Annotated in this window: 19 protein-coding genes; 6 read left to right on the top strand and 13 right to left on the bottom strand. The window is 52.6% G+C overall.

Annotation, left to right across the window (positions count from 1 at the left end):
* Positions 1–1,018 precede the first annotated feature (1,018 nt).
* From PUR_RS08390 to PUR_RS08380, 3 genes are all read right to left on the bottom strand, one after another.
* A complete protein-coding gene (locus tag PUR_RS08390; protein ID WP_179034855.1) occupies positions 1,019–2,242 on the bottom strand; it encodes an aminotransferase class I/II-fold pyridoxal phosphate-dependent enzyme in 1,224 nt (407 codons plus the stop codon).
* Between the two features lie 432 nt (positions 2,243–2,674).
* The gene (locus PUR_RS08385) at positions 2,675–3,406 is read right to left on the bottom strand and encodes a ThuA domain-containing protein (RefSeq protein WP_179034854.1); all 732 of its coding nucleotides are present in this window, start codon (positions 3,404–3,406) and stop codon (positions 2,675–2,677) included.
* A 167-nt stretch (positions 3,407–3,573) separates the two neighbouring features.
* Positions 3,574–4,464 carry an AraC family transcriptional regulator gene (locus PUR_RS08380; RefSeq protein ID WP_179034853.1) on the bottom strand — a complete coding sequence of 297 codons (891 nt, stop codon included), beginning with the start codon at positions 4,462–4,464 and terminating at the stop codon, positions 3,574–3,576.
* Positions 4,465–4,855: 391 nt separating this feature from the next.
* Between PUR_RS08380 and PUR_RS08375 the strand changes: the two genes are divergently transcribed.
* The 5 genes from PUR_RS08375 to PUR_RS08355 all read left to right on the top strand — a co-directional run bounded on the left by PUR_RS08375 (position 4,856) and on the right by PUR_RS08355 (position 11,100).
* The gene (locus PUR_RS08375; protein ID WP_179034852.1) at positions 4,856–5,380 is read left to right on the top strand and encodes a hypothetical protein; all 525 of its coding nucleotides are present in this window, start codon (positions 4,856–4,858) and stop codon (positions 5,378–5,380) included.
* 192 nt (positions 5,381–5,572) lie between these two features.
* Positions 5,573–6,568 carry a sugar-binding protein gene (locus PUR_RS08370; protein ID WP_179034851.1) on the top strand — a complete coding sequence of 332 codons (996 nt, stop codon included), beginning with the start codon at positions 5,573–5,575 and terminating at the stop codon, positions 6,566–6,568.
* On the top strand, positions 6,565–8,055 hold the full coding sequence (locus PUR_RS08365; protein WP_179034850.1) for a sensor histidine kinase: 1,491 nt from the start codon (positions 6,565–6,567) through the stop codon (positions 8,053–8,055). The genes PUR_RS08370 and PUR_RS08365 overlap by 4 nt, the downstream gene beginning before the upstream one ends.
* A complete protein-coding gene (locus PUR_RS08360) occupies positions 8,030–9,361 on the top strand; it encodes an AraC family transcriptional regulator (protein WP_179034849.1) in 1,332 nt (443 codons plus the stop codon). Before PUR_RS08365 ends, PUR_RS08360 begins: the two co-directional genes overlap by 26 nt.
* A 302-nt stretch (positions 9,362–9,663) precedes the next feature.
* Entirely contained in the window at positions 9,664–11,100 is a 1,437-nt protein-coding gene (locus PUR_RS08355) for a sugar porter family MFS transporter (RefSeq protein ID WP_179034848.1), read from the top strand.
* A gap of 158 nt (positions 11,101–11,258) precedes the next feature.
* On the opposite strand, the gene PUR_RS08350 is transcribed toward PUR_RS08355, so the two are convergent.
* The 7 genes from PUR_RS08350 to arfA all read right to left on the bottom strand — a co-directional run bounded on the left by PUR_RS08350 (position 11,259) and on the right by arfA (position 18,792).
* The gene (locus PUR_RS08350) at positions 11,259–12,224 is read right to left on the bottom strand and encodes a glycoside hydrolase family 43 protein (protein ID WP_179034847.1); all 966 of its coding nucleotides are present in this window, start codon (positions 12,222–12,224) and stop codon (positions 11,259–11,261) included.
* Positions 12,225–12,339: 115 nt separating this feature from the next.
* The gene (locus tag PUR_RS08345; RefSeq protein ID WP_179034846.1) at positions 12,340–13,818 is read right to left on the bottom strand and encodes an alpha-N-arabinofuranosidase; all 1,479 of its coding nucleotides are present in this window, start codon (positions 13,816–13,818) and stop codon (positions 12,340–12,342) included.
* Positions 13,819–13,858: 40 nt separating this feature from the next.
* Positions 13,859–14,737, bottom strand: coding sequence for a carbohydrate ABC transporter permease (locus PUR_RS08340; RefSeq protein ID WP_179034845.1), 879 nt, complete (start codon positions 14,735–14,737; stop codon positions 13,859–13,861).
* 18 nt (positions 14,738–14,755) lie between these two features.
* Positions 14,756–15,079, bottom strand: coding sequence for a carbohydrate ABC transporter permease (locus tag PUR_RS26005; protein WP_269474723.1), 324 nt, complete (start codon positions 15,077–15,079; stop codon positions 14,756–14,758).
* The gene (locus PUR_RS08335; protein WP_232101767.1) at positions 15,080–15,685 is read right to left on the bottom strand and encodes a carbohydrate ABC transporter permease; all 606 of its coding nucleotides are present in this window, start codon (positions 15,683–15,685) and stop codon (positions 15,080–15,082) included.
* A 100-nt stretch (positions 15,686–15,785) separates the two neighbouring features.
* Positions 15,786–17,171, bottom strand: coding sequence for an ABC transporter substrate-binding protein (locus tag PUR_RS08330; RefSeq protein ID WP_232101766.1), 1,386 nt, complete (start codon positions 17,169–17,171; stop codon positions 15,786–15,788).
* 106 nt (positions 17,172–17,277) lie between these two features.
* Complete coding sequence (arfA, locus tag PUR_RS08325) at positions 17,278–18,792, bottom strand: arabinosylfuranosidase ArfA (protein WP_179034844.1); 1,515 nt, start codon at positions 18,790–18,792, stop codon at positions 17,278–17,280.
* Between the two features lie 294 nt (positions 18,793–19,086).
* Between arfA and PUR_RS08320 the strand changes: the two genes are divergently transcribed.
* Positions 19,087–20,043: an ArsR/SmtB family transcription factor gene (locus tag PUR_RS08320; RefSeq protein WP_179034843.1), complete on the top strand. Its 957-nt coding sequence runs from the start codon at positions 19,087–19,089 to the stop codon at positions 20,041–20,043.
* A 128-nt stretch (positions 20,044–20,171) separates the two neighbouring features.
* On the opposite strand, the gene PUR_RS08315 is transcribed toward PUR_RS08320, so the two are convergent.
* The 3 genes from PUR_RS08315 to PUR_RS08305 form a co-directional block, all read right to left on the bottom strand.
* Positions 20,172–22,274 (bottom strand): HD domain-containing phosphohydrolase, encoded by a 2,103-nt coding sequence (locus tag PUR_RS08315; protein WP_179034842.1) that lies wholly within the window; start codon positions 22,272–22,274, stop codon positions 20,172–20,174.
* A complete protein-coding gene (locus PUR_RS08310) occupies positions 22,271–22,564 on the bottom strand; it encodes a DUF5317 family protein (protein WP_179037807.1) in 294 nt (97 codons plus the stop codon). Before PUR_RS08310 ends, PUR_RS08315 begins: the two co-directional genes overlap by 4 nt.
* Before the next feature lie 145 nt (positions 22,565–22,709).
* Positions 22,710–23,021: an STAS domain-containing protein gene (locus tag PUR_RS08305; protein ID WP_179034841.1), complete on the bottom strand. Its 312-nt coding sequence runs from the start codon at positions 23,019–23,021 to the stop codon at positions 22,710–22,712.
* Positions 23,022–23,023: the final 2 nt, after the last annotated feature.

Raw genomic sequence — 23,023 nt, 5'->3', positions numbered from 1 at the left:
GCGAGGCGCAGCGAGGCGAGGCGCAGCGAGGCGAGGCGCAGCGAGGCGAGGCGCAGCGAGGCGAGGCGCAGCGAGGCGAGGCGCAGCGAGGCGAGGCGCAGCGAGGCGAGGCGCAGCGAGGCGAGGCGGTAGGAAGCCGAGTGTGGGCCGGTGCGACAGCGAGAGCGCGCAGCGTTTGAGCAGGGCGCGACGGCCCACGGGGCGCGCAGGAGCGCGAGACGCGGGGAAGCGAGGCGAGGCGGTAGAAAGCCAAGTGTGGGCTGGTGCGACAGCGCAGCGTTCGAGCAGGGCGCGACCGCCAGCGGGGCGCGCAAGAGCGTGGGCACGCAAGAACGCGAGACGCGGGGAAGCGAGGCGAGGCGGTAGGAAGCCGAGTGTGGGCCGGTGCGACAGTGAGAGCGCGCAGCGTTCGAGCAGGGCGCGACGGCCAGCGGGGCAGCGAGAGAGCGCGCAGCGTTAGCGTTCGAGCAGAGCGCGACGGCCAGCGGGGCGCGGGGCAGCGTAGAGGCGAGGCGGTGAGCGGCGCGGTGCAGAAGCGGGAGCGGGCGGGAGCGGGCGGGAGCGGGCGGGAGCGGCAGCGGGGCGCTCAGCCCCTGCGGCCTACGGACGCGGCGGCGGGGCTGGAGCCCGGGGAGCCCGAGCCCCGGCGCGGCGCTCGTTGCCGCTAAACCGGAATTTCTCCCCTTTATTTGCTAATAAGGGACCCAATACATAAATAAGCGGGAATTTCTCCCCCACATTAGATCGATTAAGATCATTTTCCCAGAAACAGGCCGAATAAGATGGAAGGTTTCCGGTTCATCCATCTGATTCAAGCCTTATTGGGAAAATATGAGGGAGAAATTCCCGTTCATAGTTTCTAGCTTCTATAGAGATTCCACCTGGTCATTTCGGGAGCCGGCTGAGTCAGCGCTATCGCCCCTCCCACGCGTCGGGGCGCTAACCAGATCGGTCAGCGCCTGCCTCCATCCAATCCGCTCCCAGACTCGCGCCGACCGACCCGTGGCGTGCACAGCCCCTACTCCGCCAGCCCTTTGGCGCGGAGAAACCGCCCGATCCGCCGGGCCGCCTCGGCGAGGCGCTCCGCCTCCTGCACAAGCGCGATGCGGACGAAGCCCCGCCCTTCCGCGCCGAAGGCGTCGCCAGGGATGACGGCGACGCCCGTCTCCAGCAGCAGCTCGCGGGCGAAGCGGCGCGAGTCGAAGCCGGCCGCAGCCGCCCTACCGGGCAGCGGCGCCCAGACGAACATCGTCGCCGCAGGCTTCGGCACGTGCCAGCCTTCATCGCGCAGCGCACCGATGAAGGCATCGCGCCGCCGCTCGTACAGCGGCCCGACGCCCTCGCCGGCGTCTGAGCCCATCGCCTGCTCCAGCGCGGCGATGGCCGCTTCCTGCACGGGCTCGAAGACGCCGTAGTCGATGTTGCCCTTTAGGCTCCGCAAAGCGCCTACGGCTTCGGAGTTCCCGGCTAGAAAGCCGATGCGGCAGCCGGCCATGTTGAAGCTTTTGGAGAAGGAATGAAATTCGACTGCTGTCTCCCGCGCGCCGGGCACCTGCAGAATGCTGATCGGCCGGTAACCGTCAAAGCCCATTTCGGAATAGGCGAGATCGTGCACGACAAGCAGGTTCCATTTTCGGGCCAATGCGACCAGCTTCTCGAAAAAAGCCTCATCCGCCCGAACCGAAACCGGATTGCCGGGAAAGTTAAGCAGAATAAAAGACGCGCGCTCCAGCACGTCTTCCGGGATTGCTCCGAGATCGGGCAGAAAGCCGTTCTTCGCCTTCAGCGGAAGCGGCCACGGCGTTACTCCGGCGATGGCCAGCGCTCCGGAATAAATAGGATATCCCGGGTCCGGCACAATCGCCAAATCGCCGGGATTGCATACCGCCAGCGCCAGATGCGCCAGCCCGTCCTGGGAGCCCATCAGCGTCAGCATCTCGGTCTCGGGGTCGACTTCGACTCCGAACCGGTAACGCATCCAGTCCGAGGCTTTCCGGCGGAAGGCAAGCCCGCCCTCCGAGGAAGGGTACGAGTAGCCGTCCTCCTTCAAGACGGCTTCGCTGAGCGCCCGCCGGATTTCAATTGTCGGTCCGCGGTCCGGGCTGCCGATGCCGAGATCCATTATATCAATGCCCGCTGCGGCCGCTTCGTTTTTCCAGCCTGCAACTTCCTGAAAGATCGAGGAGCCGAGACTAGACAGCTTGTCCGCACGCCATTTGGAGTTTGAAGCTTTAAGAGTCAATGAAACACACCTGCCTGTTTTCTTCAAAATAGTAGATTCAATTCAATGCTTAAGTAAGTATACCATCTTCCGCCTTATTCCTGCACCGCCCTAAAGCGGTTCATGCGCCATAATCGCAAGGAGGGGACGGAGCGCACAGAGCGTATGGAACAGACAGAGTCGCATGGAGCGCACAGAGCGTATGGAACAGACAGAGTCGCATGGAGCGCACAGAGCATATGGAAACGGACAGAGTCGCATGGAGCGTACAGAGCGTATGGAACAGACAGAGCCGCATGGAGCGCACAGAGCATATGGAATGGACAGAGCCGCATGGAGCGCACAGAGCATATGGAATGGACAGAGCCGCATGGAGCGCACGCTGCCCACACAGCGCACAAAAAAGCCGGTCCAAGGGAATATCCCCGGCCGGCTCCTTCCATTCCTCTAGCTCTAAAGCAGCACTTCCCGTTTAATCGTCTCCAATTCCTTGGAATTGCCGTAGACCGGATAAGCTCGCTTTGTCGGCTCGGCCCACTGCACGCCATTGACGATGACCCTCTGGATTTCCGGATGGTAGTAGGTCGGATACGCTTCATGTCCCGGCTGAAAGTAGAAGATTTTGCCGTTCCCGCGCCGGTAGGTGCAGCCGCTAGGAAATACGTTTCCGCCTTCAAACCAGCCGACAAAGATCAATTCCTCCGGCGCAGGCACATCAAAGTGAGTCCCGTACATTTCCTCTTGCTCAAGCTCGATATATTCACCGATGCCTTCCGCGATCGGATGGCTCGGGTTCATGACCCACAGGCGTTCCTTCTCCCCGACATCCCGCCATTTCAGATCGCAGCTGGTACCCATCAGCTTCATGAAAATCTTCGACATATGTCCGGAGTGCAGTACGACAAGCCCCATGCCCTGAAGAACCCGCCGATGGACTCGGTTCACGATCTCGTCGCTTACTTCTTTATGGGCGATATGGCCCCACCAGACGAGAACATCGGTATTATTCAACACTTCCTCCGTAAGCCCGTGCTCCGGTTCATCCAGGGTTGCCGTTGCAACGTCCATGCCCTCTTTTTTCAGAAAGCCTGCGATCTGGTTGTGAATGCCCTCCGGGTATACGGCGGCGATTTTGCTATCGTTCCGCTCATGGCGGTATTCATTCCATACGGTTACTTTGACCATGCCTTTTCTCTCTCCTGTCCTCAAGTACGCCTGCAACTCTTTAACTATGTATTAACAGCGGTGTTTTTATCGGCAGCGAGTGCTGTGAATCATACTTTCAACGTTGAACGCGTACGAGTTAATCGTTTACATCACCTATCATACAACTTGGGGAAGGCCCTTTCTTCCTACATTCTAGCCGAATTATTCCCGTATATTGTCCTGCGGAATTTCAGCGGAGAAATGCCCGTTGCTTCCTTGAAAAAATGGTGGAATGTCTTCACGCTCCCGAAGCCCGAAGCCTCGGCAACCTCCGTAATCGGCGCGTCTCCGTTCAGCAGCATCCATTTGGCCTTGTTCAGCCGGTATTCATTCAGAAAGGACACAAAGGTCATGCCCGTATTTCGTTTAAACAGCTTGGTAAAATAATAAGGGCTGAAGCCCATATACTGTGCGACTTCCTTTAAACTGATCGCTTCGCGGTAATGATTCTCGACATAGTTAAAAATCCGCTCCAGCTTCTCCAGCGTTTCCCTGGATTTAGTGGCCGATTCCTCCGATATTTTCGGTTGGCGGTGCTTGCCGCTCTTTGGAACCTCGCGGAAGATCAAGGTCAGTATCTCAAACAGCCGGGCTTTGATCAGGTATGCGTACCCGTCCGCCCTTCCCTTGTTCTCCTCGTGAATGCTCTCGATAAGCACCCGCATTTTGTCCGCCACCTCCCCTGGCCACTTCCGACCTGAATGCTCCATGGTGTCAAAGGCGTCGCGCAGCGAATGTTCCTTGGCGTCATGAACCGAAACTTCCTGAAAAAAGCTTAAATCAAACTGGATGACCACCCGCTCGCTGTCCGGGGAAGCCAGAAAGTAATGAACGTCCCCGCTGTCCACGAACTGGATTTCTCCCTGACTCAGATGGATCGGAACATCGTTGATGCCAAGATCCACACTCCCTTTAACCACATAAATGATTTCAATTTCTTTGTGCCAGTGCGGGTAGCACAGCCGGTCCCCCTTGGTCACAAAGCTGCGGAAAGGAAAATGCTTGTCGAGCTCCGGAATTTCCAGATATAGTTTCATGCCGTCTCCCGTACCTTTACGTTTAATTTGCTCCGATATTGATGATAAGGCAGCGCAGCCCCAAAGGGCAAAGATTTTTTTCGGAAAAACGGCCGGTGATTCGGCGCACAGCAGGCACCAGAGAACGACCGAATTGAGCATCAATCCACCGATGAAGCCATTCAGAAGAAGATCCCGACGCGTGTGGGGCGGTGCCGCACAAAAGGAAAGATCATCAGCGCTTCAACAAGGAATAATATTCTCTTTTTCCAAAACGCCGAAGTTGCCGCAGGGTTTCTGCAACCTTTTTTCGTCTAATCCGTTAATTGTATAAATAGAATCGTTTGAGAAAGAACACAGTGGGTAAATAGCCTTATACTGTGCTTTATAGAGTCAAGGGGGGAGATTTATCATGTTATTGAAAAAGACTGCTGTAGTGCCTTTTATCGTACTGCTGTTTTTTTCCCTCATCCATACGTCAAGCACAGCCGGAACCCGGGCAGTTGCCGAAAGCAGCGGACCGGCGCAGCAATTGACTGTGTATATTCATTCGCTTGAGCAGGATGGAAATCAGGTGATCCTGACAGCGGATGAAATTAACTGGTACGAAGGAGCCGACGCCGACCGCCTCTTTGCGGAGCGGGAACCGGAAGCCGCCGCGGAACTGGGCGGAGCGCCGGATGGTTATTATATTGTGAATGACAGCGATACGCTGACCGGGTATCCGCTGGCGGACAATGTTAGCATTAAGATGCAAATTTTCGACCATACCGGAAATCCCGAAGATTTGGATATCCACTGGAATGAAGCCGTCGACCGGGATACATTTCTGAAGAAATTCGGCAACGCAGATGTGGTCGACTTGAGCCAGTTCCCTTACCACATCACGGTTGAGGACGGCAAAGTGACTTCTATCGTTCAGCAATATATTCCTTGATCCAAAGTTCTTATATAGATTGAAATAACGGCCCGCAGCGGGACTCTTAGATATAAGAGGTCTCTGCTGCGGGCCGTTCTGCATTTGAATCCGGATCGCCTGCGTAATTTTTCATTTGGGAGCCGGCATAGTCTTCGGTATAATAAGGGTTAACCTGAATGGGATTACAACTTGTGTATAAGGAGATCTTGGATGCTTAAACGGAAGTGGAGTATCGCCCTGTTGATATTACTATGCGGATTTTTATATACGCTCGCCCAATTCATTCTTTCGACGAACCGGCTGCAGCGGCAGGTAGACTCGCTGCTGCCGGGGCAGGCCCAGTCGGCCTCTTCGCGGCGGGTCATCTTTATTTCCCAGGAGCTCGACAACCCTTTCTGGCGCTCCATCGAGCAGGGGGCGCGGCAGGCGGCTGGAAAATTCGATATGAATCTCGAATACACCGGGCCCGTCCGGATTAATCCGGAGGAGCAGCTGTCGCTGTTGGAGCGGGCGATTGCTGCGCGGCCCGATGCCATTATCGTGCAGGGCAGCGGAGAGAGCGCTTCTCGGAATCTGATCGACCGGGCGGAGTCCTTCGGCATTCCCGTCGTTACTGTCGACGCCGATGAACCGGGAAGCCACAGGCTGTTCTACGTCGGTACGGATAACTTGGCGGCCGGTAAAGAGATGGGCCGGCTGGTGGGCGAAGCCACAGGCGGCAAAGGTACGATCGGCGTACTTGTCGGAACGGCCCGGGCCGACAGCCAGCGGCTCCGCTTGGAGGGTCTGCGCAGCGTTGTCCAGGAATATCCGGAACTGAAGATTGCGGATGTCCGGTCTTCCGATATTTCGCGGCTTCAGGCCTCGGAGCAGACCCGAAGCCTCCTTTCGGCCCATCCCGAGATGAAGGCTGTCGTGGGATTCAGTTCCCTGGACGGGCTCGGCGCCATGGACGCGGCTCAGCGGCTGGGGAAAAAAGGGCTGCTGCTGTTCGCTTTCGACGATCTGGCGGAAACCAGGGAAGCCGTGCGCAAAGGACTGATCGAGATGACCCTTGTCCAGCAGCCGCTGGAAATGGGAGCCCAGGCCGTGACCCTGCTGAATGATTATTTCCGCGAGAAAACCGTGCCGGATGTCCGCTTTACATCCATTTCTCCGCTGGGCGGCAGCGGCATAACTGAATCCTCAGGGGAGAGTGCGCCATGAGTATACGCAGCAAGCTGCTGATCTTTATCCCCCTGCTCGTTCTGCTGATGAATCTGGTGACTTATTTCTTGTTTCAGAGCGGAACGATCGTTCAGGAAAGCTACGACCTGATTATGGGCAGGGTTCTCAAATACAAAGAGACCGCCGCTGCATCCGAGGACAGCCTGAAGGCGGTGTATGCATATCTGCTTCACCCCGAAGAGGACACGAAAACGGCGGCGGCCGGGAAGCTCACCCTCATATCGGAGCTTCATTCCTCCCTGATGGATACGGGCGCCGCCCCTCCTCTGGCCTCTTTATTGACCGGGTACGGGAATATGATTCAAACTTTGCTGTCGCTTGAGCAGCAGTCGCTCGCCGCAGCCGAGAACGGCAAGGCGTCGGAAGCGTTCGCGCACTACCTTGAAGCCGAAAAGACCGCCTCCTTTATCCGGAGCGAAGGCCAGCGGCTCGTTGAAGACGAACTGGACTATTACCGGCCCGTGTATCGGAGCATTCAGGCGGACAATGCGCATCTTTACAAGCTGGGCATTGCCGTATTCGCTCTGATCACGACGCTCAGCATCGTGGTTGCGCTCTGGATTTCCCGCAGCATTACGGTTCCTGTCAGCGCTCTGGTCCGTTCGGCAGAATCGGTATCCAAGGGGAACCTGGATACCGTTCTTCCTTCAGAAAGCAAGGATGAGCTTGCGGCCCTTTCCACCGCCTTCGTCAAAATGCTGGCGGGTCTCAAGGAGTCGATTGAAAAGGACAGGCAGATTGCCGAGAAGGAGCAACTGGTGAAGACTCTGGAGCTGCGGGCGCTGCAGAGTCAGATCAATCCTCACTTTTTATACAATACGCTTAACGCTCTTTCGAAGCTTGCTCTGCTGGAGGAGGCGGAACAGACCAGTGATCTGATTGTCTCGATGTCGAGCTTTCTGCGCTACAATCTGCAGAATCTGGATCGTCAAGTGCCGCTGCGCAGCGAGCTGGAACATGTGAAGGAATATATCAGGCTGCAGCAGGCCCGGTTCCGCGACCGAGTGGAATTCCGCCTCGATATAGAAGACAAGGCCCTTGATGTCCGGGTGCCCTCCCTGACTATTCAGCCTATAATCGAGAATGCGTTCGTCCACGGTATCGCTCATATGGAGAGCGGAGCCGTGATCTCTCTTATCGTTCGCGAAGATCCGGCGGAAACGAAAATTATTATATCTGATAACGGCAAGGGAATGACCGAGGATATACGGACAGCCCTGCTGAGCCGTTCACCTGCGGCACATGCGCCCGGGGCTCTCGGGCCGGAGACGGTGGCACAGGCGAAGCCCGGGGCACGCTCCACCGGTCTCGGCATCCGAAATGTGTTCAGAAGGCTGGAGCTCGTCTATGAGCGGGAAGATTTAGTGCAAATCTCCAGCCAGCCGGGAAAAGGAACCACCGTAATGCTAACAATTCCGGCGAGAAGGAGCGGGATAAACAGTGTATCGGCTGATGATAACAGATGACGAGGCGCTTGAGCGCGAGGGGCTGGAGTGGATTATCCGGCGGGCGATGCCGGGAACGTTCCGGATCATTCACGCCGAGAACGGAAGGACGGCCATCGGACTTGCCGAGGAACAGCGGCCCCATATTATTTTTATGGATGTCAATATGCCCGGCATTCAGGGTCTGGAGGCCCTCAGGGAGATCAAAACGAGGATGCCGGACGCCAAGCTGGTGCTGGTGACCGCCTATGATTATTTTGCCTATGCCAAGGAAGCCATATCGCTGGGGGTCAAGGAATATATCGTAAAGCCGGCTAAGCGGGAGGAACTGGTATCCCTGCTGCGAAGACTGGTGGAAGAACTGGATCAGGAAAAGGCCAAACGCGAGGAAGAGCTGGAAATACGCGACCGGATGTCGCAGCTTATGCCGCTTGCCGAGAATGAGCTCGCTCTTCTCCTGATGATGAACAAAGCCGCTGATGAAGACAGCCTGCAGCTCTCCGAATGGCTGGAATTCCCCCTTGACCGGGGATTTGGGCTTGTCGTCGCATTCAACGACGATGCGAATATCGGCAGGCAGCGGGCGTACAGCATCATCCACAGTCTTGTCAGAACCTTTGGCAGCTCCATTTCGAGTTCCCTCATCGACAGCCATATCGCGATATTCCTGCGAATACCTCCGGGCATGCAGGAAGCGGAATTCGGTGAGGAGGCGCTTCAATACGGAGAGAAGCTGCGCTCCCACGCAGAGCAGCATCTCGGACTTTCCGCAGCGGTCGGGATCGGCACGATCCGCGAAGGCGCCGAAGGCCTTCATGAATCCTATTTTGAAGCCGTGTTCGCTTCCACTCTCGTCGAGCGCAGCGGCGGGGTATGCCGCTTCGGCGATTTGAAGAAAGAGCAGCTCGATCATAACGGCGGGAACCCGGCGGCAATTGACCGGGCAGGCCAGCGCTCCTATGTCGTTGCGGCTCTCCAGCGTATAAGGGAGGAGCGGGAGCAGCAGACGATGAGCGTGCTGGACAAGGCGAAAGGCTACATCGGCGCAAGGTTCACGGAGGAACTCTCGCTGGAAGAGGTTGCCGATCACGTCCATCTGAATTCTTTTTATTTCAGCAAAATCTTTAAGCAGCTCACGGGCGAGACCTTTATCGATTATTTAACCGGCCTCAGAATCGGCAAAGCCAAGGAACTGATTGCGGCCGGAGATTTCAGCCTTAAAGAAATCTGCTTTCTCGCAGGCTACAAAGATCCGAACTACTTCAGCCGGGTATTCAAAAAGGTAACCGGAATCACTCCAAGCGAATACCGCGACCAGAACCATTAAGCTCAAGTCCATGCCGTCAGGTGTGGACTTTTTTGTGTGCAGATGACAACATAATGCTAGGTTCGACATTCTCTTCGGCCTTTCCCGCTCCACCTTAAAGAAATGCGCAAAAGAGGACAAAATCGTGCAGGGGATTGATCAGCCGCGCAGTTTTGGGCAATGCTATAATTCAATTATGAACAGCGCCGCCCTCCATAAAGAGGCATCCGCTTTCATACCGCAATGAAACAGAGGTTAAGCAATTAGTCTTATAACGTCTTGTGATTCAATAATTACGAAATGGCTTGGAGAGGGGTAAATATATGAGTACTCTATTGAACAATCCGGCAAAAGAAGCGGAGAGCAGCATTAAATTTGTTCTGCTTGTATCCATGGTAGCAGCTCTTGGCGGATTTTTGTTCGGATTCGATACGGCGGTCATGTCGGGAGCAAACGGGTTCCTGCGCGCCCGGTTTGGGCTGGGCGACTTCATGCTCGGCTGGACGGTATCCTGCCTGATTATCGGCTGTATGGCCGGAGCGGCAGTCTCCGGAATGTTGGGTGAACGGTTCGGCCGAAAAAAGGTGCTGCTTGCGGCTGCGGTATTGTATACCGCCGGAATTTTCGTTTCCGCTATTTCGCCGAACCTGGAGATTTTCATCCTGGCCCGCATGATCGAGGGCGTTGGCATCGGGATTACATCAACGCTCTGCCCGCTCTATAATGCGGAAATCGCGCCCGCCAAATACCGTGGACGACTGGTCGCCATGACCCAAATGGCGGTGGTATCGGGCATCCTCATCGGTTCTTTCCTGGCTTTTGGCGTATCTAGCCTCGGCAACGATGCATGGGACGTTTCCACCGGCTGGCGCATTATGTTCGGAGCCGGCATTGTGCCGGGACTGCTGTTCCTGGTTCTGCTGTTTCTTGTTCCGGAAAGCCCAAGATGGCTGATCAAGAAAGGCCGAGCCGCAGAGGCTCTGCCCATTCTGCTGAAGATTCACGGGGAAGAGCTGGCTAAGAAAGAAGTTCTGGACATCAAGCAGACCTTCAAACAGGATGAGGAAGCGTCGATTGCCTCGTCTGGACGGAGATTCACTCCGGCTTTGCGCACCGTTCTTATTGTAGGCATTGTCGTCGCTATGCTCCAGCAAGTTACGGGAATCAACGCGGTTATGTATTACGCGCCGGAAATATTCCGCCAGACCGGAGCTGGAACGAGCGGCTCCCTCACCCAGACCATTATGGTCGGGCTTGTCAATCTGATCTTTACCGCACTGTCCCTGTGGCTTGTAGATAAGCTCGGACGCAAGGTGCTGCTGCTGGCCGGTTCGTTCTTTATGACAATCAGTTTGACGATCATTGGCTTCGCCTTCCATACCGGTCAAACGGACGGTCCGATCGTACTGATCTGCATTCTCGTTTATGTCGCCTCCTTCGCCATTTCGCTCGGAGCGGTGGTTTGGGTGATTCTTTCCGAAATATTCCCAAGCCGGATACGCGGCCTGGCCACAGCGGTCGCCACGATGGCACTTTGGGGAGCCGACTTCGCGGTGTCTCAGTCCTTCCCGCCGCTGCTTGCTTCCGCGGGACCTGGTGCAACGTTCTGGATTTTCGGTGCAACCTCCCTGTTTACCTTCCTCTTCACTTGGGGCGTCATTCCGGAGACGAAAGGCAAATCACTCGAAGAAATCGAAGCGATGTGGGAGAACAAGCATAGCAGCAAGCAGGAGAGCCTGCATCCCTCCCTTCAAGATTAATTGATGCATTTGGCGGCGAAAGCCGAATCTTAGAAATAACCACGAGGCTGTCCCCCAGTCATCCATGATGACACTCGGGACAGCCTCTTTTGTTGTTCCCCTTAAGCCATCCGGCAAGTCAAACGGCCGCCTCTTAAAGCCCTTGAGAGAACGTGGACTTACCGCTTGATGCCGCCCTCCGGGATCTGCACCCCAAAATTAGGCATACCGTCTTCGTTCCAGCCGAATACCTGCGCACGGGTATGCCGGTTCGGATCGTACAGCGGATCTCCCTGAATTTCCTTGTAGCTCCGCGCATGGTAGATCAGCACATCCTCTCCGCTCTCACCTACAGTAAAGCTGTTATGCCCCGGTCCGTACAGCGCCGTTTCCTCGTTCGTCTGAAAGACGGGCTGCGGCAGCTTCGTCCATGACGAAGCGTCCAACAGATCGGCGTTCTCGTCCGCCCATATTAGCCCCATGCAGTAATTGAAATCGGTCGCACTGGCAGAAAAGCTGATGAAGATGCGGCCCCCCCGTTTCAAGACCGCCGGGCCCTCGTTTACGCTGAAGCCGATCATTTCCCAAGCATGCTCCGGCTTAGCGATCATGGTCTGCCTGCCTCTTAGCGTCCATGGATCGGCCATTTCCGAGATGTACAGGTTGGAGTTTCCGGGAATGTCCGGGTCCTTTTGCGCCCACACATAGTACAGCTTGCCGGCATGCTCGAACGTTGTCGCATCGAGCGCGAAGGATTCCCAGGCCGTCTTGATCTGGCCCTTTTCGGTCCAGTTTCCTTCCAGCGGATTCGCGAAATCGTTCTCCAGCACATACATCCTGTGATCGAACAATCCATCAGTGGTCTCCGTAGTACGGGCGGCGGCGAAGTAAATATACCATTTGCCGTCCGTATAATGAATTTCCGGGGCCCAGATATTTGCGCTACACGGCCCGTCCTTGTACTTGCGCCATGCGACTGCCGGCTTCGCCGACGCCAGTCCTTCGATGGTGCGCGCCCGGCGGATTTCGATCCGGTCGTACTCCGGAACCGAAGCGGTAAAGTAATAATAGCCGTCGCTGTGTTTGTAGATCCAAGGATCGGCGCGCTGTTCGATCAGCGGATTGCTAAATTCTGTATTTGTCATATAGGGTATCTCCTTTGTATCACTAATTAACGCATCTTCCCGTGGAATGAGCCGTGCTTCAGACTGAAGACGGGCCCAGCCGAAGCATGAGGGGCAAGCCGGAAAGCGATGCCGGTTACAGTTTGATGACGGCTACAGACATCGGGGGCAGTGTAATTTCCAGAACTCCGCCTTCTTTCTTGAAGCCGTGAAAGGCTTCCGGCTTGACCCGTTCGGGATCTTCGAACGTGTTATGCGCCTGCATATTTGCAGCGGCAAGAATAACGCCTTCGGCCTCGCCCCTGCTTTCGATTCCTCTAATCTGCGTTGTGATCTTCGCTTCATTATTCGGATCCGTATTGCAGAGACTAATATGGATATCTCCGCTTGGCGCCTTAGAGGCGGATACGCTAACCTGCGGAATGGACACGCCATCCCACTCATAGCTGCCGCTGGCCGTTTCAACGGAAAGCGCCTCGGCATCCTGATGGATTTTGAACATCTCAAATACGTGGTACGTCGGGGTCAGGACCATTTTCGAGCCTTCCGTCAGGATCATCGCCTGAAGCACGTTGACCATTTGGGCGATATTAGTCATTTGGACCCGGTCGTTATGGCTGTGGAAGATGTGAAGATGAAGCGCAGCCACAAGCGCGTCGCGGATCGTATTCTGCTGATACAGGAAGCCGGGATTAGTTCCAGGCTCGGCCAGGAACCAGGTGCCCCATTCATCTATAATCAAACCTACGCGCTTGTCCGGATCATAGCGGTCCATAATGGCGGAATGGCGGGTAATCAGTACGTCCATATAAAGCGATTTCTGCATCGTCTCAAACCATTCCGCTTCGTCGAAGCCAAGCGCGTGCCGTTTGTCTTCCCATTTGCCGGGAATAGTATAATAATGCAGGCTCAGTCCGTCCATCAGATGGCCCGCCTCCCGCATCAGCGCCTCTGTCCAGCGGTAATCATCCACATTTGCGCCGCCGGCGATTCTGAAGATCCGGTTATCCCCATAGTTTCGGACATAAGTCTGGTAACGGCGGTAAAGATCGGCGTAATACTCCGGCCTCATATTGCCTCCGCAGCCCCAGTTCTCATTGCCCACTCCAAAGTATTTCAGCTTCCAGGGCTCCTCTTTTCCATTCGCCTGGCGTAAATTGGCCATCGGCGATTCGCCGCCAAATGTCATGTACTCAACCCACTCCGACATTTCCTGAACGGTTCCGCTGCCCACGTTCCCGCAAATATACGGTTCTGCATCCAGCATTTCGCACAGCTTGAAAAATTCATGCGTCCCGAAGTGGTTATTCTCCACCACACCGCCCCAGTGCGTATTGACCATTCTTTTTCTCGTTTCCTTCGGACCGATACCGTCTTTCCAGTGGTATTCATCCGCAAAGCAGCCTCCCGGCCAGCGGAGCACCGGTATACTCAACTTTTTCAGCGCCGCGATCACATCATTGCGTATGCCTTCCGTATTCTCGATGGGCGAGTCCTGTCCGACCCACAGCCCTTCGTAGATACAGCGGCCCAGATGTTCCGCGAACTGGCCGTATATATTTTTATTGATTTTCCCTTTGGAAATATCGGCGTTGATTATTACATTTGATTTCATCGCAGTTTCTCTCCTCATTCGTTTTTTTATTTTTGATCACTCAGCCCTTAATGCCCGTCAGCGCGATCCCCTCGATAAAATATCTTTGCAGGAAGGCAAACATCAGCAGGGTGGGCAGCAGCGCCAGAACCGAGCCGGCCATAATATAGGTCCATTCCGAGGCATAATAAGAAGTAAGCGAAGCCAATTCCAGTTGGAGCGTCCATTTCTCCGGGGAATTCAAATAAATCAAAGGTCCGAGATAATCGTTATAGGATCCATTGAACGAGAGTACGGCCTGAGTCATAATGGCAGGTTTACCCAGGGGGACCATGATTTTGAGAAAAATGCCGAACGGATTCATTCCATCGATACGCGCGGCTTCTTCCAGTTCATCCGGAATGGTCATAAAAAATTGCCGCAGAAAGAAGATGACTATTGGAGCGCCGAACATGCCCGGAATCATCAGCGGCTTCCAGCTGTCCACCCAGCCGAAGTTCTTGAACATGATAAAAGCGGGAATCATCGTTACCGTCCCCGGGATGACTACAGTCGCAAGCAGAACAGTAAACAACTTATCACGGCCCAAAAATTTCAGTTTGGCAAAACCGTAGGCGGACAGAGCCGACACGAATAACCCGATGGCTATTGTTGGAACGATGATCATCATCGTATTAAGGAAGCCGCGGCCCATATTCACTTTTTCAAACAGAAGACGATAGTTCTCCCACATTACCGGACTCGGAATCCATTGCGGCGGAATCGAGAAAATCGAGCCTTCATCCTTCAAGGAAGTGGACAGCATCCATAAGAACGGCAGAGCCATAATAAGTCCGCCGATAGTCAGCAAAATATAGGAAGCCGCTTTTCCGAGCACGCTTTTCAGAGTGAATCTCCGGCCGGTTGAATAATTTTGATTGCCTGCACTAAGACTGCTCATGGTTATCCTCCTTTCACCCTAGTTGTAATGAACCCATTTCTTGGAAGCCAAAAAGTTGATCAAGGTAATTATCATAATGATGAAGCCTACAAACCAGGCAATTGCAGAAGCGAAGCCCATATCGTTGTATTGGAATGCGGTCGTATACAGGTAATAGACAATCGTGGTCGTAGAATAGTTCGGTCCGCCGGCGGTCATAATAATGAACCGAGTGAAGTCCTGGAGAGCCCCGATCAGCGAAGTGACCAATATGAAAAAGGTGATCGGCGATATGCCCGGCAGCGTAATATGGCGGAACTTGATCCAACTGCCCGCCCCGTCCACCGTGGCGGCTTCATACAGCTACGTCGGAACGTTGCCCAGCGCCGATAGATACAGAATGATGTTAACGCCGAGACCGCCCCATACCCCTTGAATGATCATTGCGGGCATGGACCAGTGTTCATCCGTCAGCCAGGCGGGGCCCTGAATATGAAACAGGCTCAGGAAATAGTTCAGAAGGCCGTAATCGGAGTTGAAAATCCACTGCCACATCAAGGTGATGGCAACGACGGAACAAATGGTGGGAAGAAAGAACATCAGGCGGAAAAAGTTTCTGCCTTTAATTTTTTGATTCAGCAAAATAGCGATAAGCAGGGAAACCGCCATGCCGATTGGAACGCCCAGCGCCGCATAGAATGTATTCCCCAGCGTTTTCCAAACCAGTTCGTCGTTAAAAAGCATCCGCTTGTAATTATCCAGTCCGATAAACTCCGGCGAGCTGCTGAAATTATAGCTGGTGAAGCTTATATAGAACGAAGAAAGCAGCGGATATAGTAAAAAAATGGCTAAACCGATAAAGGGCGGGGCGATAAAGAGATATCCCCATAGCATTTGTTTTTTGAATTTATTTTTGGCCGGCCGAAGCTGTATCGCTTTTGCCGGGTTAGTGGATGTAAAGTTGCTCATTTCGAGATCCCTCCGAGAATCCGCACTGCATGGGTATCGCGCAGTGCGGTTCTGTAGTATTCACTTTTCCTGGATCAGCCGCAATACTCCGATGACTTGATTACTTGAACAGCTCCGGGTTCCCCTGTTTCAAGGCGGCATCGACCTGAGGTTTCAATTTATCAAGAAATTCCTGTGCGGTCTCTTTTCCTTTCCAGAACGTTCCGAGTGCTTGATTCATCGTGTCGCTCCATTTGCCGTTCGGGAGATAGGTCCAAATTCCGGGACCTTCACCCTTAGCCGCATTGATAAACACTTCGGCATGTTCCGGTTTCTGTCCCTTTTGCAGGAATACGTCGGTGTTGGACATCGATTTGAAGTTTGGAATTTGAAAGCCGAGCTCCGTCATTTTGGTTTGTCCGTCGATGCCGGAGAACCACTCAATCAGTTTAAACGCTTCGTCCGGATGCTTCGTCTTGGCGTTGATGCCGAATCCGACCGAGCCCGACCAGCCGGTATTCCATTGATATTGCTCCTTGCTGGCCGGAATCGGAGCTACGTCCCAATTGAATTTGAGCTTGCGGTAGGTCGGAACCATCCAGCGTCCAGCCGTAATGGTCGCAAGCTTGCCGGCTTCGAACATTTGGCCGTCGTTCATCGATTGCAGCACACGGGCATCAGGTACGACTTTGTATTTATTCGTCAGATCGTAAATAAACTGCAAAGCTTCGGCGCCTTCCGGCTGGTTCAGTACAAATTCCTTGCGGTCGTCGCTCAGAATTTTGCCTCCGTTGGACCAGACGTAGCCTTCCCACCAAATCGGGCCGGAACCGTAAATATCCGTCTTGCCGTCATTATTAGTATCGATGGTCAGCTTCTGCCACAGCGCAAGCGATTCATTCCAGTTCATCGGCTTGTCTGCGCTGGGGTACGGAACGCCGTATTTATCGAAAAGATCTTTGTTATAGAACATAACGGTCGGACCGACGTCTTTGGGGAGAGCGTAGAAGTCTCCCGAACCGGTTTTGGTTCCATCGAATTTATAGCGGTTCAGCCCAGTTTCCCACATATCATCCAATTTGATTTTTTCACTGCCCGTAACTCTGTCATTAATGTTAAGAAATGCCCCCTGCTTGACCCAGCGGGGAAAATCGCCGTCGGATACGAACAGGACATCGGGTGCCGTGCCGCCGGAAATCATCGTATTCATCTTGGTGGAGTAATCATTGGGGATATGGAGCAGCTTTACCTTGACATTAGGATTAGCAGCCTCAAAGCCTTTCAACACTTCTTTGAATACGGCTACTTCATCGGAAGCACCCCAGGTGGATATGGAAATCTCAATCTTTTCTTTGCTGCCCCCGGAATCCGTCGATGACGCGGAATCCGCAGAGCCGGTATTTCCGGAGCTTCCCGAGTCGGCGGAATTGCCGCCGCATGCCGTAAGAATTGTGGATAGCAGCAGCATAAGAGAAACCAGTGTAACCCAACCCTTTTTCTTTGACACTTTAACCCCTCCCAAGGAATATCGATTAATGCATTTATAGAAAGAACCGCAACGTATCGGATTCCGCTCCGTTATACAGTTCTGACTACCGATCAAAGCTGCCGTTTTACGACTTCCGAAGCCGGATAACATTCCAAGATGCCTTTTGCAGCCGCGTTGTCACGAACCCGTCCCGGTACTCCGTTCCTTTGGCTCTTCTGGGTAAGACCCGCTCGCCAGCCGCACTGTTAACCGCTTTCAAATCATCGTGATGAAGCACGATATGCTCTGTAAGGGAGTAGCCCTCAAATCCCCGGATATCGCAGGTTAAATCAAGCTCGTCTTCCAAATGCCGGTTGATCGCGAATATCGTCAATTCTTCGGCTTCCTCGTTATATACAATGGCACTGTCCAGATAAGGAACATCGGTATAATCCTGCGCGTCGTATTTCGGCGATTTCACAATCGGCTGGAGCGATACGCCGCGGCCGTACTTGGAAGCGTGCAGATACGGATAGAAAATCGTCTGTTTCCAAGAAACGCCGCCTTTTTCGGTCATAATCGGGGCGATAACGTTGACAAGCTGGGCAAGACAAGCCATTTTCACCCGATCCGCGTGCTTCAGGAAGGTGATCAGCATTCCGCCGACAAGCAGGGCATCCTCGAAGTTGTAAATGTCCTCAAGCTGCGGCGGTCCGATTGTCCAAGGCTCAAGCTTGGCGTCCGAATCATTGGAATGGTACCAGACGTTCCATTCGTCCACACTGAGGTACATGGTCTTCTTGCTCCGCTTCTTGGCTTTTATGTAATCACAGGTCGAAGTTACGGTATGGATAAAATGTTCCAGATCCATCGTGCGGGCGAGGAAATTCGCCGAGTCATTGTCCCGGTTGCCGTAGTATTGGTGCAGCGATACATAATCGGCGACATCGTACGTATGTTCCAGCGAAACCGCTTCCCATTCCGGGAAGGTCTGCATCGCCGAGCTTGAGCTTCCGCAGGAGACCAATTCGATGTCCGGATCGACCAGCCGCATCGCTTTTGCCGTCTCGTAGGCCAATCTGCCGTATTCGGCCGCCGTCTTTTGCCCAATTTGCCAAGGACCGTCCATCTCGTTGCCGAGACACCAGGTCTTGATTTTATGTGGCTTCTCGTAACCGTGCTTGCGGCGGAGATCGCTCCAGTATGTTCCCCCAGGGTGATTGCAGTATTCCAGCAGATTGCGCGCAGCATCGACTCCGCGCGTCCCGAGATTGACAGCCATCATGACTTCCGAGCCTACTTCCCTCGCCCAGTCCATGAATTCATTTGTACCGACCTCGTTAAGCTCAATCGTTCTCCAGGCCAGCTCCAGACGTTTCGGCCGCTGTTCGACAGGTCCTACGCCATCCTCCCAATTGTAACCGGATACGAAATTTCCGCCCGGATAACGGATTATCGGCACATCAAGTACTTCAACCAGAGACTTAACGTCATTTCTAAAGCCACGTTCATCCGCAGAGGCATGACCCGGCTCGTAAATCCCGCCATACACCGCACGGCCTAAATGCTCTATAAACGATCCGTAAATACGCTTGTCGACCTCGGCAATGACAAATGACTTATCCACGATTAGCGCAGCTTTTGGTACGTCCGACGACAAAATGATCACCTTCCATTTTGTATTATTATGAATTGGTTAAAAAACATTTGAATGTATTCGCTTACAGTTATAAAATAACACATATAAGATTGAGTGTAAACAAATAAATATAAAACGTTTTATATTTACCTAAAAGTAAATAAAAAAACGGCGGGATAGGTCCAAATTCAATATTTTTTTTAGGTTATTGCAAATTTTGCTTTAATTCAATATGAATATAATATTTCCTTCAATCTCAAATTAGTTTATAATTATTTAAAATTGGTACAAAGCCACTGGAAGAAGGTAGCTAATATGATCTACATTAAAGATTTAATGAGCGGCATTGATATCTTCAAAGCGCTGAGCTCCGAAATACGAATCCAAATTATAGGGATGCTTGCCTCCAATCAGGAACTGAACCTAAATGAAATCGCCAAACGGCTGAATCTGAGCAACGGCGCAATCACCATGCACATTAAAAAGCTGGAAGAAAGCGGTTTAATTGAAATCAATACCTCGGTCGGCAAGCATGGCATCCAAAAGGTTTGTTATTTGAACAAGGACCGGCTGATGGTCGATCTCCGTAGCAAGGATGTCGACAATCTGTATGAGGTGGAGATTCAGGTGGGGCACTATAGCAACTATGCGGCCGTTCCAACCTGCGGTCTGGCGACCAAAGACAGTATTATCGGAGATTTTGACGAGCCCCGTTATTTCGCCGATCCGCAGCGGATTCATTCGGAGATCGTCTGGATAGCCGATGGCTTTCTGGAATACCGGATTCCGAACTATTTGAAAGCCAACCAGAGCTTCCGCGAGATTCAATTCTCGCTCGAGCTTGGATCGGAAGCCCCCGGCTATTCCGATAATTATCCTTCGGACATTTATTTTTACCTCAACGGCGTCGAACTCGGCTTCTGGACCAGTCCGGGCGATTTCGGCGATATGCGGGGCACATTCAACCCCGATTGGTGGCCTCCTCATTTGAATCAATACGGGATGCTGAAGCTGATCCGCATCAACAATGAAGGAAGCTTTATCGACGGCTGCCGCATTTCGGATGTCACTCTGGACGACATCAAGCTCGATTACAAAAGCGAGCTGACCTTCCGCATCGCCGTTACCGACAAGCCGGCCAATAAGCGCGGGCTGACAATATACGGCAAGCATTTTGGCAATTACAGTCAGGATCTTCTCGCCCGCGTGCTGTACGATGTCCACGAGGTCAAAGAGATTAAACGCGGTACTAGCGAAGCTGCAACGGAATAACGTCAACTTCGAACTCTTTTTATAGGGGCAACGCTCCTGAAAACGGGATATTCGTCCGTCTAGGAGCGTTGGTTTTGGGAGGAAGCGGCTGGATTGGGCTCGGATGCCGATTCGGGGAAAGGCCTACATTATAAGTTGAATGCCGCCTGGTTGGGGGAAGATATGGTTAACTGGTTATCCTGCCCGCTTGCTGCAGCTCCGCTTCCGCTGAAAATCCGGTTGAATTCAAGCAGCAGTGAGGTGCCCTTGCCGTTCGTATGAAGGGATATATGATCTGTGGAAGCATGGATAAGCGCAAAGCCTTTGCCAAGTGAACGCTTGCTGCTGTAGCCCGGTATTAGCACCGTTTTCGGCAGCTCGTGCAAAGGAATCCCCGATCCCCGGTCCGTAATGAAAATTTGTAAAGTCCCCTGCTTATCGTACAAAGATATTTCCCCGCCGACGGCATGCTTGATGAGATTGGTAACTCCCTCGGAAACCGCCAGCTTAATATGCATTAATCTTTTGGCATCCTGCTGGTCCGTATAGTAACCGGCAACAAAGGAGCGGCTTAATCCCACATCCGCTTTATTGTTCACATCCATAGAAGCAATAAAGGTCCCCAATTGGTCGTTGACTTCCTCTTTGGTTAAGCAAATATTCACTTTGTTATTCGAGAGGGTTTCGATGACGTCTTTATACGACCGCATCATATTCTCATGTAGCATATCCCGGTACCGTATGGCAGCCGTAATATCGGTCATCACGATTGAAACCTGGCTCTGCTCGGGATAGAAATGAGTCTCGTATGTTTTGCCGTTCTCTTGAAGGACTTCATGAAAGGTATGGCCGGTTTGAAGCGAATGCTCTGCAAGGTGTGCAATTTGATGGGCCAAATCCATTGTCGGCGCGCCGCTGAGCCGTTGTTCCTCGGCAAAATACTTGAACAAATTCGTGTTCCCGATAAACGCTTCCCCGGCGCTGCCGCTGTACTCCGCTTCATTCCCGGATTCCTCATGTACTTCATGATAAACGAACTGACTGCGGATGCTTCTGATCGCGGCTGCGTCAAGAACGTTGACCAGTATCGGATCAAGCGCCTTTCCGGATAATTCCCGAACTTTCTGAAACACATGTTCATCATTCGTGTATTGCAGCATTAAATGATCAAGCTCATTGCACAGCGCGATTATTCTTGAGCCGAGGGGGATTTCGCCGCCCTTCAAGCCGCTTGGATAGCCCTTGCCGTCATAGCGTTCATGATGATACCTGATCCAGTCCGCGACCTCTTTGTTTCCGGTAATATTGAGAATGATTTCGGCGCCTTTTTCGCTATGGGACTGGTATTCCTTCTCCTCGGATAAAGACAGCGCACCTCGCTTGTTCAATACATGGGAAGAGACAAGAACTTTACCGATATCATGAAGAATCGCCGACATCAGCAGTTCGCTTTTATTTCTCCCGGTATAGCCTTTTTTGCTGAGTACATACTCCGCAATGATCCCCAGCCTTGAACCGTGCCCATGCGAAGGCCTGGATTGCCTGAACTCACAAAGACGGATAAACTCCTCCGACGAACTCTTCCTCAGCTTGGCTTCCCGCAGAAAGCCGCGGGAGAAAAGAATAATGAAAATGAGGAAAAATGACGTATAGACCGTCTCGTAAACAATCTGGTTCTCAGAGATATGGATCAAAAAGTACGGAACGATAACCGTACAGAGCAATACGGGAGTTACCGTTTCTTTTATCTTAAAATGCACATTCTCCAGAAAGTTCGTACCCGACACCGTCTTGTAAATGCCGGCAATTAACAGGATATTCAAAGTTTCAAAAATCAAGGCTCCCAAAGCGGATTTAATATACACTGAAGCATTTCCAAGATAACGGATTGAAATATATGTAATCGTCATGCACAACGCGTACATGCCTACGGTAGAAATAAAACGGAAAAATGGAATATTGCTCGCCTTCCACCGCGAGGACTTCAAGAAGTAAATTGCAGTGCTTAAATAAATCCCCATTAACGCTGTTTCCACTCCGAATCCGAGCAGCAGGATCATGAAGCCTATAATCCCCCCGCTGAAGTCATCCCCGCTCAGCATCTTGACCGGAAATAAATCCATTAAGATGATGAGCAGAACAACAGGAATGGAATCAGCTATATGAATATGGTCCGTATTCAGAATGATATAGATGAAGCCCAGCAGGCCTGCGGTATAGAGCAGCAGTGTAAATCCGTTTTTCTCTCTCATTTTAGGTGTTCTCTCCATTTAGAAATACCAATCAACAATGCGATCAGACCGATGCCTACGATCACATCCCCCGGACTCAGCACATAATTCGTGCCCACTGGTGTAATAAACGGTATCCAGTCTCCAATCCATTGCAAATGGCTTTCATCCATACTCCGGTGACGGGAAGACAAGCTGTAATCACCCAGATGATCCAGTCCCGCCAGCCGCAGAGCCGTTGACGATACGGGCATCTTTCCCCCATTAAAAGACAGAGCCGTAATATTTAAAAGACAGCCGCCAAAGCCAATGCCGCAATGACAGCCGCACCGTACATGATGCGAAGAACACGTTTTTTCATGCCGTAACCCCTCCCACTAAGCCGTTTGGCATATCCATTGAAAATATACCTTTATATTAATTTCCCGAAAAACCGGGATGCAGCTTCAACCTCGTTTACTCAAAAGTTTCCTTACCCAGGATTTCGTCCATTTGAAGGAGTTCGAATACCTCCATTACTTCCGGTCTGATCCGTTCGATCCGAACTTTCCGCCCTTCCTTTTGCAGATCGTTTACAAGCTTGATCATCAGTCCGATGCCGGACGAATCCACAAAGTAGATTTTCTCAAAATCGAAGATCACCGATTCATGTCCCGATACGGCCGGCTGAATATCCTCCTCAATAATTTCACTCGCATCAATGTCGATATCTCCCTTACATATTACGAGAGCTTTTTCTTTGTCCGTTATCATTTGATATGAGAACATGT

It is taken from the genome of Paenibacillus sp. URB8-2 (assembly GCF_013393385.1).
Taxonomy (GTDB): domain Bacteria; phylum Bacillota; class Bacilli; order Paenibacillales; family Paenibacillaceae; genus Paenibacillus_AQ.
This window is presented reverse-complemented; position numbering and strand designations above follow the sequence as displayed.